The 13,027-nt window shown below is 68.1% G+C and carries 17 protein-coding genes; 4 read left to right on the top strand and 13 right to left on the bottom strand.

Features of this window, described 5'->3' with window-relative positions; genetic code table 11:
• Nucleotides 1-53: 53 nt before the first annotated feature.
• On the top strand, nucleotides 54-527 hold the full coding sequence (locus AC5E6L_RS00085; protein ID WP_491770391.1) for an Lrp/AsnC family transcriptional regulator: 474 nt from the start codon (nucleotides 54-56) through the stop codon (nucleotides 525-527).
• Between the two features lie 8 nt (nucleotides 528-535).
• Here AC5E6L_RS00085 and AC5E6L_RS00080 read toward each other — a convergent pair whose 3' ends face one another.
• The 10 genes from AC5E6L_RS00080 to AC5E6L_RS00035 form a co-directional block, all read right to left on the bottom strand.
• On the bottom strand, nucleotides 536-1,420 hold the full coding sequence (locus AC5E6L_RS00080; RefSeq protein ID WP_491770389.1) for an NAD(P)-dependent oxidoreductase: 885 nt from the start codon (nucleotides 1,418-1,420) through the stop codon (nucleotides 536-538).
• A gap of 138 nt (nucleotides 1,421-1,558) precedes the next feature.
• Nucleotides 1,559-2,392 carry an ABC transporter permease gene (locus AC5E6L_RS00075; RefSeq protein WP_491230028.1) on the bottom strand — a complete coding sequence of 278 codons (834 nt, stop codon included), beginning with the start codon at nucleotides 2,390-2,392 and terminating at the stop codon, nucleotides 1,559-1,561.
• Nucleotides 2,389-3,099 carry an ABC transporter permease gene (locus AC5E6L_RS00070; protein ID WP_491230027.1) on the bottom strand — a complete coding sequence of 237 codons (711 nt, stop codon included), beginning with the start codon at nucleotides 3,097-3,099 and terminating at the stop codon, nucleotides 2,389-2,391. Before AC5E6L_RS00070 ends, AC5E6L_RS00075 begins: the two co-directional genes overlap by 4 nt.
• Nucleotides 3,100-3,190: 91 nt before the next feature.
• Nucleotides 3,191-3,967 (bottom strand): ABC transporter substrate-binding protein, encoded by a 777-nt coding sequence (locus tag AC5E6L_RS00065; RefSeq protein WP_491770386.1) that lies wholly within the window; start codon nucleotides 3,965-3,967, stop codon nucleotides 3,191-3,193.
• Between the two features lie 143 nt (nucleotides 3,968-4,110).
• Nucleotides 4,111-4,701 (bottom strand): cytochrome b/b6 domain-containing protein, encoded by a 591-nt coding sequence (locus tag AC5E6L_RS00060; RefSeq protein WP_491770384.1) that lies wholly within the window; start codon nucleotides 4,699-4,701, stop codon nucleotides 4,111-4,113.
• Complete coding sequence (locus AC5E6L_RS00055) at nucleotides 4,698-5,993, bottom strand: molybdopterin molybdotransferase MoeA (protein WP_491230024.1); 1,296 nt, start codon at nucleotides 5,991-5,993, stop codon at nucleotides 4,698-4,700. The genes AC5E6L_RS00060 and AC5E6L_RS00055 overlap by 4 nt, the downstream gene beginning before the upstream one ends.
• Nucleotides 5,990-6,541 carry a molybdopterin-guanine dinucleotide biosynthesis protein B gene (mobB, locus tag AC5E6L_RS00050; RefSeq protein ID WP_491230023.1) on the bottom strand — a complete coding sequence of 184 codons (552 nt, stop codon included), beginning with the start codon at nucleotides 6,539-6,541 and terminating at the stop codon, nucleotides 5,990-5,992. Before mobB ends, AC5E6L_RS00055 begins: the two co-directional genes overlap by 4 nt.
• Nucleotides 6,541-7,182 carry a molybdenum cofactor guanylyltransferase MobA gene (gene mobA / locus AC5E6L_RS00045; RefSeq protein ID WP_491770381.1) on the bottom strand — a complete coding sequence of 214 codons (642 nt, stop codon included), beginning with the start codon at nucleotides 7,180-7,182 and terminating at the stop codon, nucleotides 6,541-6,543. Before mobA ends, mobB begins: the two co-directional genes overlap by 1 nt.
• The gene (fdhD, locus tag AC5E6L_RS00040) at nucleotides 7,175-8,074 is read right to left on the bottom strand and encodes a formate dehydrogenase accessory sulfurtransferase FdhD (protein ID WP_491770379.1); all 900 of its coding nucleotides are present in this window, start codon (nucleotides 8,072-8,074) and stop codon (nucleotides 7,175-7,177) included. Before fdhD ends, mobA begins: the two co-directional genes overlap by 8 nt.
• A gap of 46 nt (nucleotides 8,075-8,120) precedes the next feature.
• Nucleotides 8,121-9,326 carry a multidrug effflux MFS transporter gene (locus tag AC5E6L_RS00035; RefSeq protein ID WP_491770377.1) on the bottom strand — a complete coding sequence of 402 codons (1,206 nt, stop codon included), beginning with the start codon at nucleotides 9,324-9,326 and terminating at the stop codon, nucleotides 8,121-8,123.
• Between the two features lie 141 nt (nucleotides 9,327-9,467).
• Here AC5E6L_RS00035 and AC5E6L_RS00030 point away from each other — a divergent pair, with 141 nt between their 5' ends.
• The gene (locus tag AC5E6L_RS00030; RefSeq protein WP_491229741.1) at nucleotides 9,468-9,707 is read left to right on the top strand and encodes a hypothetical protein; all 240 of its coding nucleotides are present in this window, start codon (nucleotides 9,468-9,470) and stop codon (nucleotides 9,705-9,707) included.
• Nucleotides 9,708-9,729: 22 nt separating this feature from the next.
• On the opposite strand, the gene AC5E6L_RS00025 is transcribed toward AC5E6L_RS00030, so the two are convergent.
• Nucleotides 9,730-10,641 (bottom strand): DMT family transporter, encoded by a 912-nt coding sequence (locus AC5E6L_RS00025; RefSeq protein WP_491770375.1) that lies wholly within the window; start codon nucleotides 10,639-10,641, stop codon nucleotides 9,730-9,732.
• A gap of 157 nt (nucleotides 10,642-10,798) precedes the next feature.
• A complete protein-coding gene (gene moaA, locus AC5E6L_RS00020) occupies nucleotides 10,799-11,821 on the bottom strand; it encodes a GTP 3',8-cyclase MoaA (protein ID WP_491770374.1) in 1,023 nt (340 codons plus the stop codon).
• Between the two features lie 112 nt (nucleotides 11,822-11,933).
• Here moaA and AC5E6L_RS00015 point away from each other — a divergent pair, with 112 nt between their 5' ends.
• On the top strand, nucleotides 11,934-12,287 hold the full coding sequence (locus tag AC5E6L_RS00015; RefSeq protein ID WP_491229744.1) for a gamma-butyrobetaine hydroxylase family protein: 354 nt from the start codon (nucleotides 11,934-11,936) through the stop codon (nucleotides 12,285-12,287).
• Nucleotides 12,284-12,904, top strand: a complete 621-nt coding sequence (locus tag AC5E6L_RS00010; protein ID WP_491770371.1) for a pyridoxamine 5'-phosphate oxidase family protein — start codon at nucleotides 12,284-12,286, stop codon at nucleotides 12,902-12,904. The genes AC5E6L_RS00015 and AC5E6L_RS00010 overlap by 4 nt, the downstream gene beginning before the upstream one ends.
• 16 nt (nucleotides 12,905-12,920) lie before the next feature.
• Here AC5E6L_RS00010 and AC5E6L_RS00005 read toward each other — a convergent pair.
• Nucleotides 12,921-13,027: fumarate hydratase C-terminal domain-containing protein (locus tag AC5E6L_RS00005; RefSeq protein WP_491770465.1), on the bottom strand; the 107-nt coding region annotated here is incomplete at its 5' end.

Here is a 13,027-nt window from a genome sequence, read left to right as displayed (position 1 = left end):
ATTTTCCATCATATCTGTTCGTGAGTGCCGGAAGTTAGAAAGATATCCCAACCATGGACCGTCTCGACCGCAAGATCCTGCGCCTGTTGCAGGAGGATTCCACCATTGCCGTGGCCGATATCGCCAAGCGCGTGGGCCTTTCGACGACGCCGTGCTGGCGCCGCATCCAGAAGCTTGAAGAGGAGGGCGTGATCGAGCGGCGCGTTGCGATCCTGAACCCCGAAAAGGTCAATGCGCGCGTGACCGTGTTCGTGTCGATCCGCACCAATTCGCATTCGACCGAATGGCTCAGGCGCTTTTCGGAAGTGATCGCGCGGTTCCCCGAGGTGGTGGAGTTCTATCGCATGAGCGGCGATGTCGATTATCTTTTGCGCGTCGTCGTGCCGGACATTGCCGCCTATGACGCCTTCTACAAGCGTCTGATCGAGAAGATCGAAATCCGCGATGTCTCATCGGTGTTCGCGATGGAGCAGATCAAGTTCACGACGGAGATGCCGCTCGACTATCTGCCGGTCGCAAAGGGCTGAACGGCGCGTCAGCGGTCGCCGGTGATTTTCTCCAGACGCGCGAGCAGCGACGAGGTGTCCCAGCGATTGCCGCCCATGTTCTGGATGTCCTTGTAGAACTGGTCGACGAGCGCGGTCACGGGCAGGCCGGCGCCGTTGCGGTTCGCTTCGGCGAGCACGATCTCAAGGTCCTTGCGCATCCAGTCGACGGCGAAGCCATGGTCGTATTCGCCGGCATTCATCGTCCCGTGGCGGTTCTCCATCTGCCAGGAGCCGGCCGCGCCCCTGGAGATGACCCCGATCACCGCCTCGACATCGAGGCCGGCGCGCTTGGCGAAATGAATGCCCTCGGACAGGCCCTGAACGAGCCCGGCGATGCAGATCTGGTTGACCATTTTGGTGAGCTGGCCGGAACCGGCCGGTCCCATCAGGCCGACCATCCTGGCAAAGCTCTCGATGACCGGCCTGGCCTTGTCGAACGTCTTTTGATCGCCGCCGCACATGACGGTCAGCACGCCGTTGACCGCGCCCGCCTCGCCGCCGGAGACCGGCGCGTCGATGAAGCCCAGCCCGCGCTCGCCCGCCGCCGCGCCGAGCCTGCGGGCGATGTCGGCCGAGGCGGTGGTGTTGTCGATGAAGACCGCGCCCGGCTTCATCGCCGCGAAGGCGCCGTCCGTGCCCATCGTCACCTGCCACAGATCCGCGTCGCGGCCGACGCAGGCGAACACGAAGTCGGCGTCCCGGGCGGCTTCGGCGGGGGTCGGGGCCGCCGCCCCGCCATGCTCGGCGACCCATCTTTCGGCCTTGGCGGCGGTGCGGTTGTAGACGGTGACCGCGTGGCCGCCGCGGTTCTTCAGATGCGCGGCCATGTGATAGCCCATCACGCCCAGTCCGATAAATGCCGCCTTTGCCATGCCGTCGTCTCCCGCTCGTGCGTTTCGGGGCAGCCATAGCGCCTGGGCCCCCATCGGCAAAGCGCAAAAAAGCGATGCGCTCGGAATCGGCTGGCCGGATGGGTTCACATGCCGATTTGCGCGCTTGATACGATGATTCTAACGCTTCAAGTGCCGCGTCAGCCGCTTTTCGAGCCGCGCCCAGACGATGCGCAGCGTCTCCACGATCGCCAGATAGAAGATCGCCGCCCAGATATAGGTCTGGAAGTCGAACGTGCTGGAGAAGGCCCGGCGCGTGACGGCCATCAGGTCGAACACGGTGATCAGCGCGACCACGGCCGAGCCCTTGATCATCAGGATGATCTCGTTGCCATAGGGCCTGAGCGCGACGATCATCGCCTGGGGCAGGATGATCCCGCCGAAGGTCTGGAGCTTGTTGAGGCCGAGCGCGGCTGCGCCTTCCCACTGGCCCGGCTTCACGCTCTCGATCGCGCCGCGCAGGATCTCGACCTGATAGGCGGCGGTGTTGAGCGTGAAGGCGAACAGGGCGCAGTTCCACGCATCGCGGAAGAACCACCACAGGCCCACCGCCTCCAGTTCGGCGCGCAGGGAGCCGAAGCCGTAATAGATCAGGAAGAGCTGGGCGAGCAGCGGCGTGCCACGAAAGAAATAGACATAGCCATAGGCGATGCCGCTCAGCAGCCGGTTCGACGACATGCGCATGAAGGCGAGCGGGAACGACAGCAGCGCGCCCACCATGATCGAGATCGAGACCAGCGTCAGCGTCGTTGCCAGCCCGCTCAGATAGCGCGGCAGGTGGCGTTCGACGAAGCCGATGTCCCAGGCGCCGATCAGCCACCAGGCCATCGACAGGCCCGCCACGGCCCACAGGACCATCAGCGCGTGGCCGCAAATGCGGGCGCCGGTCCAGCGGCGGGCGGCGCCCGGCGGCGCGGGCTGCGGCGCCAGCAGCGTGTGCCGGATGACACTCACGGGTGCGCCTCGGCGCGCTTGGCCGCCCGCTCGATCCGGGCGAAGACGATGGAAGAGGCGATCGCCAGAAGAAGATAGAGGAGGCAGGCGATCGAGAAGAACACGAACGCCTCCTTGGTCACGCGCGCGGCGATGCCCGCCTGGCGCATGACGTCCGAAAGGCCGATCACCGAGATCAGCGCGGTGTCCTTCAAGAGGATGAGCCACAGATTGCCAAGGCCCGGCAGGGCGATGCGGACGAGTTGGGGCGCGACGATCGTGCGCATGGTCCGCCAGCGGTTCAGGCCAAGCGCATAGCCGGCCTCGTGCTGGCCGTCCGGAATGGCGCGGAACGCCGACACGAACACCTCGCTCGCATAGGACGAAAAGACCACCGCCAGCGCGATCATGCCGGCGATGAAGGCGCTGATTTCGAGGCCACCCTCAAAGCCGAGCGCCAGCGAGATCTGGCGGATGGCGATCTGAAGGCCGAAATAGACCATGAAGATGGTCAAAAGCTCGGGCAGGCCGCGAAAGATGGTGGTGTAGACGTCGGCGGCCATCTGTAGCGTTGGCTCGCCCGACCGTTTGGCGAGGGCCAGCAGGAAACCGGCGCCAAGGCCGACCGGGAGCGTGGCGATGGCAAGCGAGGCGGTGACGACAAGGCCGGTCGCGATCTCGTCGCCCCAGCCCGCATCCCCGAACGCCAGATAGCTCAGCGCTTGCATCGGCAATCAAACCATCGCGTCAGGTGCGAACATGAAAGCGGCGGAGACAGGCCGCCCCCGCCGCTTTCCTCATTCGGTCGGCGTCCGGCCGTCAGCCGCCATAGACGTCGAATTCGAAATATCCGTCGTTGATCTCTTGATAGACGCCGTTGGCGCGGATGGCCTTGATCGCCGCGTTGAAGGCTTCGCGCAGATCGTCCTCGCCCTTGCGGACGGCGATCCCGATGCCCTCGCCGTTGATCAGAGGATCGGGCGTCAGCGTGTCGAGAATCTTGCAGCAGGCGCCGTCCTCGCTCGCAAGCCATTTCGACAGCACGACCACATCGTCGATCACCGCCTCGATGCGGCCCGAGACGATGTCGAGCTTGTATTCGTCCGGCGTCGGATAGAGGCGAAGGTCGGCCGAGGACAGCTTCTGTTCGGCATAGTTGGAATGTGTCGTCGCCGACTGGGCGCCGATCGTGCGGCCGGCCAGGCCCGCATCGGTCGCCTCGGTGATGTCGGAATCCTTCGGCACCGCGATCGCCGGCGGGGTGTTGTAATATTTGTTGGTGAAGTCGACGATCTGCCTGCGTTCCTCGGTGATCGACATGGAGGCGATGATCGCGTCGAACTTGCCGGCCAGAAGCGCGGGTATGATGCCGTCCCAATCCTGGGTGACGAACGTGCATTCGGCGCCCATCTCCTCGCACAGAGCCTTGGCGATATCGATGTCGAAGCCGGTCAGTGAGCCGTCGGCCTGGAGCACGTTGAAAGGCGGGTAGGCGCCCTCGGTGCCGATCTTGATCTTCGTCCCCTCGGCCTGGGCGGCACCGAGCGACAGGGCAAGGGTCGCGGCCGTGGCCAGCAACGTCGTGGTCAAGCGCATGAAATCCCCTTTTCGCGCGTGGCTCGCATGCGGGCGAGCGGTTGTTCGCCTGCCTTGCGGGCGGGCTCTGGCCGCGATGTTCCCACGACTTTGAAGCGCTTTGCAACCGAAAATGACGGTTCGGCGCCCGCTGTCCGGCGCGATCAGCGCCCGCCGCGCACGGGCGTGAACGGGCGGCGGTTGATCGCGTGCAGGCCGAGCGCGGCATGAGCGCCGGCCAGGACCAGATGGACCGCGACCCCCGCGACAAGCATGGCCCCGGCCGCGCCGTGCAGGCGGCCGAGCCGGGCGGCCAGCTCCGCGTCCGCCGGCCAGGGCGCGGTGAGGAGCCGTTGCCCGAAAAGCGTGAGCGCGCCGTCGCCGGCGAGCGGCAGGGCAAGGCCCGAAAGGGCCAGCGCGATCGAGGCGATGAGCATGGCCAGCGCGAGGAGGCGGGCCATCAGGCAGAGCGCGGCGGGAAGGTCCGCCGGCCGGGCAAAGCCGCGCAACAGGCGCCATATGGCGCCGAACAGGACGATCGGCGCGGCGAGGATGGCCAGCGAGGCGTGCAGTTCGCCGCGGCCGGCCACAAGCGCCGCGAGCAGCATGGCGATCAGGGCGGCGCTCAGCCAGTGCAGCGCCAGCGAGAACGCATTATAGCCGCCGAAGCGGTCGGCGGGCAGGGGATGGAGCTCTTCGCTGTGCGGCGGTCCCGAGGGCCGCGCGTTTCGCGCCGTCGCCGGGTCCGTGCTCATCGCGCCGGCCCGAACCAGGCGGCAAGCCCGAGATCGCAGAAAGGAATGAAGCGCACCGGGTCGCCGGACGCGACCCCTGCGACATCCTCGTCCAGCTCGATCAGGCCGGTGGCGGCCTGAAGGCCCGAGATCAGACCCGAGCCGTCGCGGGGAAACCTGTGGGCCGCAAGGGCGCCGGTGCGGGGATCGGGCGCGGCCCAGCCGCGCAGGAACTCGCGGCGGCCGGTCTTCTTGCGCGCGATGTCGAAGGCCGCCGGAAGCGGGTAGCCGCGCGGACGGCGGGCGGGCGCGCCGCAAAGGTGGCCGATCACCGCGTTGGCATAGAGCGCAAAGCACACCAGCACGGCCACCGGATTGCCGGGCAGGCCGACCAGCACCGTGTCGCCGATCTGGCCGAACAGCATCGGCCGGCCCGGCTTGACGGCGATCTGCCACAGATGGCGCTTGCCGAGCGCATCGAGCACGGCGCGCATATGGTCCTCCTCGCCGCGCGAGGCGCCGCCCGAGGTGATGATCAGATCGTGGCGCGCGGCGGCCTCGGCGACGGTCCGTTCGAGCCGGTCCCGATCGTCGCCGACATGGCCCAGATCGGTCACGCGCGTCGCCGGCCTTTCGGCGAGCGCGCGCAGCATCGGCCTGTTGGCGTCGTAGACCTGCGCGCGGCCGGCCGGCGCGCCGGGCTGCACGATCTCGTCGCCGGTCGACAGGATCGCGATGCGCAGCCTGCGGCGCACGGCCACCTGCGCGTGCCCGTTCGCCGACAGGGCGGCGAGATCCTGCGGCCGCAGGACCCCGCCCGCCTCGACGATCGGGTCGCCGGGCCTGAAATCCTCCCCCGCGCGGCGGCGATTGGCGCCCGGCGCAAGGCCCGGCGGAACCGCGATCCGGCCGTCGGCCCCCGCCCGGCAATCCTCTTCCATGGCGACGGTGTCGGTGCCGTGCGGCATCGGCGCGCCGGTGAAGATGCGCACGCAGGCATCGTCCGGCACGGCGTCCGACGGGGCATCGCCCGCCGCGATCCGCCCGGCGACCCTCAGCCGGCCGCCATGGCCGAGATAGCGCGCATGGGCGAACGCATAGCCGTCGACGGCCGCGTTGTCGCTTTGCGGCACATGCATCGAGGCGGCCACGCCGGCCGCGGCGATACGCCCGGCCGCGCCGATGACGGGCACGCTCTTATGGCCCGTGACGGCGCAGAGCCGCTCCGCCAGCAGGTCCAGCACGTCGTCATGGCGCATGCGCCGGCCGTCATGGACGAAGCAGTCGTCGACCAGCCTGCGGGCCCGGCTCATCGCGCCGCCCCGCGATCGGGCATCGCCGACAGGCCGCAGACCGCTTCGACCAGTTGCGCGATCGCCCCGGTCTGGTCCCGCTGGAAGAGGGGCCGGCCGAAGCCGGCGGCGTCGGGGGGCACCTCGTCGAAGGCGAGCGCGACGATGGCCGGGTCGGTGGCGGCCAGGAGCGGGGCGCCGGCCCGCGTGCCGCGCCGCATCTCGATCTTCGGGTGGGGTGCCGCCTTGAACCCCTCGATCAGCACGATGTCGCAGGGCGACAGGCGGGCGATCATCTCGTCCAGCGCCGCTTCGGGCTCGTCTTCGGCGTTTTCGTGCATCAGCGCCCAGCGCCTCGGAGAGACGATCGCGACCTCGAACGCGCCGGCCGCGCGGTGGGCGTGGCTGTCCGTGCCTACCTGGTCGATGTCGAACGTCGCATGGGCGTGCTTGACGGTCGCCACGCGGCGGCCGCGCCGGGTCAGTTCCTGGACGAGCCTTGCGGTCATGGTCGTCTTGCCGGTGTCCTTCCAGCCGACGATGCCGAAGCGGGGCGGGGCCTGGCGCATTACCAGGTCCCCTGTTGAAAAAGCCCGTCGGCACGGGCCAGATCGTCGGGCGTGTTGATGTTGAAGAACGGGTCGGCGCCGCCGGCCCGCGGGGCGAACGCGACCGGGGCGAGGCGGTGGCGCCGGACGAACGCCATGACCTTGAGCGTGTCGGTTGAAGCCAGCCAGCCCTGAAGATCGTCGGCGAGCGCGAGCGGCCAGAGCGCGAAGACCGGATGCCGGTTGCCGTCCGAGGTCGCCATGGCGATCGTGTCCGGCGTTCCGGCGGCAGTGGCGAGCCGGGCGACCAGATCGGCCGGAAAGAAGGGCGTGTCCGTGGCGGCGGTGGCGACATGGGTGTGCGCTTCATCGGTTCGGCGCGCGAACCGCATGGCCGCGAGCACGCCGGCGAGCGGGCCTGCATGACCGGTGATCGTGTCGGCGAAGATCGGCAGGCCGAGCCCGGCGAAGCGCGCGCCGTCCCCGTTGGCGTTGATCGCGATGGCGCCCACCTGCGGCGCCAGGCGCTCGACGGCATGGGCGATCAGCGGCCGGCGGGCCAGCTCGATCAGCGCCTTGTCGGTCCCGCCCATGCGGCGCGACCGGCCGCCGGCCAGCACGGCCCCGAATATGCGCGCGCGCTGCGGCCCCGCCTCAGCCATCGCGCGCGCCCTTGCGCCGGTGCTCGGGCGCCTCGTCGGCCACCTTCGACCAGTCCATGTCCCTGACGATCCGCCCCTCGCCGGACAGGACCGTGAAGCGCTTGCCGCGCGCCCGGCCGATCAGCGTCAGGCCCGCCTGCCGGGCCAGCTCGACGCCCCAGGCGGTAAAGCCCGAGCGCGACACGAGCACGGGAATGCCCATCATGACGGTCTTGATGACCATCTCCGAGGTCAGCCGGCCGGTCGTGTAGAAGATCTTGTCGCCGCCGGTCACGCCGTTCAGCCGCATCCAGCCGGCGACCTTGTCGACCGCGTTGTGCCGGCCCACATCCTCCATATAGACGAGCGGCCGGTCCCGCTCGCACAGCACGCAGCCATGGATCGCGCCGGCGGCGAGATAAAGGCTCGGCATGGTGTTGATCGTCCGTGTCAGCGCATGCAGCCAGGAGGTGCGCAGCACGGCGTCGCCGGGCAGCGCCGCCTCGCCGAAGCCCTCCATCACATCGCCGAAGACGGTCCCCTGCGCGCAGCCCGAGGTGCGCACCTTCTTTTGCAGCACCGTCTCATAGTCGGTCTGGCGGGCCGTGCGGACCACCACGACATCGAGATCGTCGTCATGGTCGATGGCGGTGATCTCGTCGTCGGGTCCGAGCATGTTCTGGTTGACCAGATAGCCGACGGCGAGCAGGCCGGCATGGTCGCCGATCGTCATCATGGTGACGATCTCCTGCCGGTTCAGGTACAGCGTCAGGGGCCGTTCGGCGACCACGCGGGCGATGACCGGATTGCCGTCCTGGTCCTGGCCTGCGACCTGCGCCGAAAGGCCGGGCGCGTCCGGGTCGGGCGCGATGATGCAGCCTGGGTCTTCGGCCGGTCCGATGCGTGTTCTCATGGCACGACCATGCCCGAGCGCGCCTTGCGGCTCAATGCGAAAACGCTCACGATCCCTCGCCCGGCGAGCGGATGGCCACCAGCGCGACGGCGAACGCGACCGCGGCGAACCCGAACAGGAGCGCCGTCAGGCCGATCGGCGAGCCGCCGGTGCCGGCCGCAAGGGCGCCGGCGATGGAGGCGAGCGCTCCGACGCCGATCTGCATGGCGCCCATAAGGCCCGATGCGGCGCCGGATGCCTCCGCCCTGAGGCCGATGACCGCGGCGGTGGCGTTGGGCATGACCAGACCATTGCCCACACCGATCAGGCTGAGTGGCACGAACAGCGAGGCGGGGTGGTCGATGCCGACGGCGAACAACGCCAGCGCGGCGGCCGTGCCGGCCAGGGCGGCAATGGTGCCGTCACGCACCATGCGCTCGACGCCGCGGGCCTGCGACAGGCGCCCCGACAGGTAGTTGCCGGTCATGTAGCCGAACGCGCACAGCGAAAACCAAAGGCCGTAGTCAAATGGCGACTGCCCCAGATGGGCGCTCGAAACCGCCGGCCCGCCGCCAAGGAAGCCAAAGAACACCGCCGAGGACAGCGCCGAGGTCAGCGCGTAGAGCCAGAAGGGAGGCATTCGCGCCAGAACGCCCCAGGCGGCGAACTGGGCGCGGGCCGTCTGGCCCCGATTGGCGTTGGTTTCGGGCAGAAACGCCAAAACGGCCAGCAGGGCGACGAGGCCGAACACGGCCTGCATGACGAAAGGGGCGCGCCAGCCTGCGACCTCGTCCGCCAGGCCGCCGACCGCCGGGGCGATCATCGGGGCAACCGCCATGCCCATGACGATGTAGCCGATCATCGAGGCGGCCCTTTCGCGCGGATAGAGATCGCGCACGATGGTGCGCGACAGCACGAGCCCGGCCGCGCTGGCGGTCTGGACGATCCGGCCGGCGAGGAAGGTTTCGACGTTGGGCGCAAGGGCGCACACAAGCGAGCCGACGATGAAGATCGCCATGCCGGCGATCAGCACCGGCCGGCGGCCGATGCGATCGGACACGGGGCCCGCCACCAGTTGCAGAACGAACATGAAGCCCAGATAGAGCGACAGGCCCAGTTGCACCTTGGCATAGGGAACACCGAAATCGGCCGCGATCGACGGCATGGAGGGCATGAACATGTTGATGGCGAGCGGGCTTGTCGCCGCCAGCACGACGAGCGTCAGCAGGATGAGGCGCGCATTGGCCCGCCCGGCGGGAATGGCTTGAGACATGGAGCGATCCGGCGAGGAGGTTTGCTCCTGTCTACCGGGCTTCGGGCCGGCTGCCTACCCGCCAGATGGTGCCCGGATGACACCGGAGACAACATCCCCCCGCGCGCGGCGGGCCGCTCCCGTCTTTCAGCGCGTCGTGCCTTGCCGTCCACGCCATTTGAAAACCATGCGCATGAAGGCGCCGATGGCCCGCCGGCGCTCGCTGGCGGCAAGGCGCCGGATGCGATCATAGTCCGCCGCTGGCGGATCGCGATGATGATGATCGAGCCGTTTCGTCATGGCGTCGGTCCCTTCGGGCTGGCCAGGCGTGCCTTTCAAGCTATCGGCCGCCGAGGGGCGCAACAAACGCGAAATCCGAAAAGCTCGGATGAGGAAAATTGAAGCGCTGCCGGCCCGCCGCCGCTCAGTGCGCCGGCGCTTGGCGCGCGGCGCTCTGGCGCGCGCGCATGCGCTCCCGGTACAAGGCGTAGATGCCGGTGCCGATGATCATCGCCGAACCGATCAGCATGGGTGTGTCGGGCCGCTCTGCGAACAGCAAGGCGCCGAGGATCAGCGCGAACAGAAGACGCGTGTAGCGGAACGGCGCGATGACGGACAACTCGCCCATGCGTATCGAGACGGTGAGCGTGTAATAGCCGAGCATGCCGGCCACGGCGGCGGCGAGAACCAGGCCGAGCGTTGCCCGGTCGAGGGGCTGCCAGCCGCCCAGCGCGATCATCAGCACGATGCCCGGCGGGATGATCACCAGGCTTGCCAGGGTCGACAGCTGGAGCGTCGAAACCTCGCTCGCAACGCGCCTCGTGCCAAGATCGCGCATGGCCAGGCCGATGACGGCGACGACCGCCAGCAGGGCGGCCGGCGAAAAGCCCGCCATGCCCGGCCGCACGATGATCATGACGCCGGCAAAGCCGATCAGCACGGCCGTCCAGCGCCGCCAGCCCACCTTCTCGCCCAGGAACAGGGCCGCGCCGAGCGTGACCGCCAGCGGCTGCGCCTGCAAAATGGCCGAAGCGTTCGACAGCGGCATGGCGACGATGGCGCTGACGAAGCAGATGACGCCGATAACCTCGCCGACGTTTCGCGCGATGACCGGACGCTCAAGATAGGCCCGGCTCCACAGCGGCCGGCCCGACAGCCGTGTCAAAAGGCCGAACATGGTGGCCGAGATCACGCATTGCAGGGTGATGATCTGGCCGACATTGATGCTGGCCGAGGCGAGCTTGATGAAACTGTCGTCGAGCGCAAAAAGGCCCATGGCAGCGACCATGAACGCGATGGCGGGCAGGTTTCGGGTGAGGGGCGCTGCGGCGTTCATGGCGGGCGGGTCCGTCGGGGGGAGGGGGCCGACGACATGCCGGCGAAAGCCCCGATGCGCTATCACGGCTGCCGGACCCTGAACAGCCGCAGAAGAGCGCTTTGCCGTGCGGGATTTAATCGAGCGCTTCGAGCGCGCGATCATCGCCGCCCTGGCTTCAGCCGCCCGTCACGCTCATATGGCGGCCGACCGCGGGCGTCTTCGTCGTCCGGTCGATGACGAAATCATGGCCTCTTGGCTTGCGGCCGATGGCTTCGTCGATGGCGGCGGCGACCAGTTCGTTTCCCTCGGAACGGCGCAAGGGCGCGCGCAGGTCGGCGGCATCCTCCTGGCCAAGGCACATGTAAAGCGTTCCGGTGCATGTCAGCCGCACCCGGTTGCAGCTTTCGCAGAAATTGTGCGTCATCGGCGTGATGAAGCCGAGCCGGCCGCCGGTTTCGGCCACGCGCACATAGCGCGCCGGACCGCCCGTCCTGTAGGGGATGTCCTCCAGCGTGAACCGCTCGGAAAGGTCCGCGCGCACCCGCGAGAGCGGCAGGTACCGGTCGGTTCGGTCCTCGTCGATCTCGCCCATGGGCATGGTCTCGATCAGGGTGAAATCGAACCCTTCGCCATGCGCCCAGCGCATCATCGGCTCGATCTCGGTGTCGTTGAAGCCCTTGAGCGCGACCGCGTTGATCTTGATCCGGAGGCCGGCCTTCCTGGCCGCCTCCACTCCCCCGAGCACGCGGCCCAGATCGCCCCAGCGGGTGATCGCCTTGAACTTGTCCGGATCGAGCGTGTCGGCCGACACATTGATCCGGCGCACGCCGCAATCGGCCAGTTGACCGGCGAATCGCGACAGTTGCGAGCCGTTGGTGGTCAGCGTCAGCTCTTCGAGCGCGCCCGATTCAAGGTGCCGCGAAAGCTGCCCGATCAGATGCATGACGTTCTTGCGCACCAGCGGTTCGCCCCCGGTCAGGCGCAGCTTGCGGACGCCCTTTTCGATGAAGACGGTGCACAGCCGGTCCAGTTCCTCAAGCGTCAGAAGGTCCTTCCTGGGCAGGAAGGTCATCTGCTCGGACATGCAGTAGACGCAGCGGAAGTCGCACCGGTCGGTGACCGACACGCGCAGATAGGTGACCACGCGCCCGAACGGGTCGATCATCGAAGGGGTGTCGGCAAGCGGATCGGCGGACATGGGCAACTCGCGTTGAACGTCAATACACATTTTTCCGCTTTTGCTTGACCGTCAAGGGTGCAAGGCGCAATTGCGGACCGGTGATGGCGAGCTTTGCGAGGAACGATCGTCGATGAGCGGTGTCTGGCCGACCGAACTGCGCGTCTCGCGGGACCGCGCATGCCTGACCGTCACGTTCGAGGACGGCACGCGCCACGCCCTGCCGGCCGAAATGCTGCGCGTGATGTCACCGTCCGCCGAGGTGCAGGGCCACAGTTCCGAGCAGCGCAAGACCGTGGGCGGCAAGAAGAACGTGCAGATCATGCAGGTGGAGCCGGTCGGCAACTATGCGGTGCGCATCGTCTTCGATGACATGCACGCGACCGGCATCTTCACCTGGGCCTATCTGGACGAACTGGGCCGCGACAAGGACGCCAGATGGGCCGCCTATCTGGCCGAACTGGCTGAGAAAGGCTTGAGCCGATGAGCTATTATGCACCGGTCACCGAGGTCGCGATGCTCGAAGCGCTCTATGGCGCGCCCGGCCAAGCCTCGCTCGCCAAGGTGGCGGACCGCATCACGCCCGAATATCGCCGTCTTCTGGAAGCTTCGCCCTTCTTCACGCTGGCCAGCGTCGGCCCGGAAGGGCTGGACTGCTCGCCGCGCGGGGAACTGGGCGGCGCGTTCGTGGTCGCCGACGAGACCACGCTGATCGTCCCCGACTGGCGCGGCAACAACCGCATCGACACGCTGCGCAACATCGTGCGCGATCCGCGCGTCGCCTTCCTGTTCCTGATTCCGGGCTCTCACACGACCGTCCGGATGAACGGCACGGCGATCGTCACCACCGATGCCGATCTTCTCGCCTCGCTGGAACGCGACGGCAAACAGCCGCGCTCGGCCATTATCGTCACCGTCGGCGAAGTCTACACCCAGTGCGGCCGGGCGGTCATGCGCGCGGGGCTCTGGGATGCGGCCAACCATGTCGATCCGGCCGCCATCCCGACGCCGGGCGATGTGCTGGCGGCGCAGACGCAAGACCGAATCGACGGCGGCGCCTATGACGAGGCCTGGCCGGAACGCGCCGCCAGGACGATGTGGTGAGCCGGCCAATCGGCCGTCACCCCAGATTCAACGCCTTGAAGAAGTCGTTGCCCGTGTCGTCGATGACGATGAAGGCGGGGACGTCCTCGACCTCGATGCGCCAGATCGCCTCCATGCCGAGTT

The sequence above is a fragment of the Roseitalea sp. genome (assembly GCF_984466335.1).
Note: the sequence above shows the minus strand (reverse complement) of the source record. Positions and strands in the feature narration are given on the sequence as shown.

Bases quoted from the DNA above. Each gene is read 5' to 3' on its own strand.
- AC5E6L_RS00085 (WP_491770391.1), top strand. From the start codon at position 54: ATGGACCGTCTCGACCGCAAGATCCTGCGCCTGTTGCAGGAGGATTCC.
- AC5E6L_RS00080 (WP_491770389.1), bottom strand. From the start codon at position 1,420: ATGGCAAAGGCGGCATTTATCGGACTGGGCGTGATGGGCTATCACATG.
- AC5E6L_RS00070 (WP_491230027.1), bottom strand. From the start codon at position 3,099: ATGCAAGCGCTGAGCTATCTGGCGTTCGGGGATGCGGGCTGGGGCGAC.
- AC5E6L_RS00065 (WP_491770386.1), bottom strand. From the start codon at position 3,967: ATGCGCTTGACCACGACGTTGCTGGCCACGGCCGCGACCCTTGCCCTG.
- AC5E6L_RS00060 (WP_491770384.1), bottom strand. From the start codon at position 4,701: ATGAGCACGGACCCGGCGACGGCGCGAAACGCGCGGCCCTCGGGACCG.
- AC5E6L_RS00055 (WP_491230024.1), bottom strand. From the start codon at position 5,993: ATGAGCCGGGCCCGCAGGCTGGTCGACGACTGCTTCGTCCATGACGGC.
- mobB (WP_491230023.1), bottom strand. From the start codon at position 6,541: ATGCGCCAGGCCCCGCCCCGCTTCGGCATCGTCGGCTGGAAGGACACC.
- mobA (WP_491770381.1), bottom strand. From the start codon at position 7,182: ATGGCTGAGGCGGGGCCGCAGCGCGCGCGCATATTCGGGGCCGTGCTG.
- fdhD (WP_491770379.1), bottom strand. From the start codon at position 8,074: ATGAGAACACGCATCGGACCGGCCGAAGACCCAGGCTGCATCATCGCG.
- AC5E6L_RS00035 (WP_491770377.1), bottom strand. From the start codon at position 9,326: ATGTCTCAAGCCATTCCCGCCGGGCGGGCCAATGCGCGCCTCATCCTG.
- AC5E6L_RS00025 (WP_491770375.1), bottom strand. From the start codon at position 10,641: ATGAACGCCGCAGCGCCCCTCACCCGAAACCTGCCCGCCATCGCGTTC.
- moaA (WP_491770374.1), bottom strand. From the start codon at position 11,821: ATGTCCGCCGATCCGCTTGCCGACACCCCTTCGATGATCGACCCGTTC.
- AC5E6L_RS00015 (WP_491229744.1), top strand. From the start codon at position 11,934: ATGAGCGGTGTCTGGCCGACCGAACTGCGCGTCTCGCGGGACCGCGCA.
- AC5E6L_RS00010 (WP_491770371.1), top strand. From the start codon at position 12,284: ATGAGCTATTATGCACCGGTCACCGAGGTCGCGATGCTCGAAGCGCTC.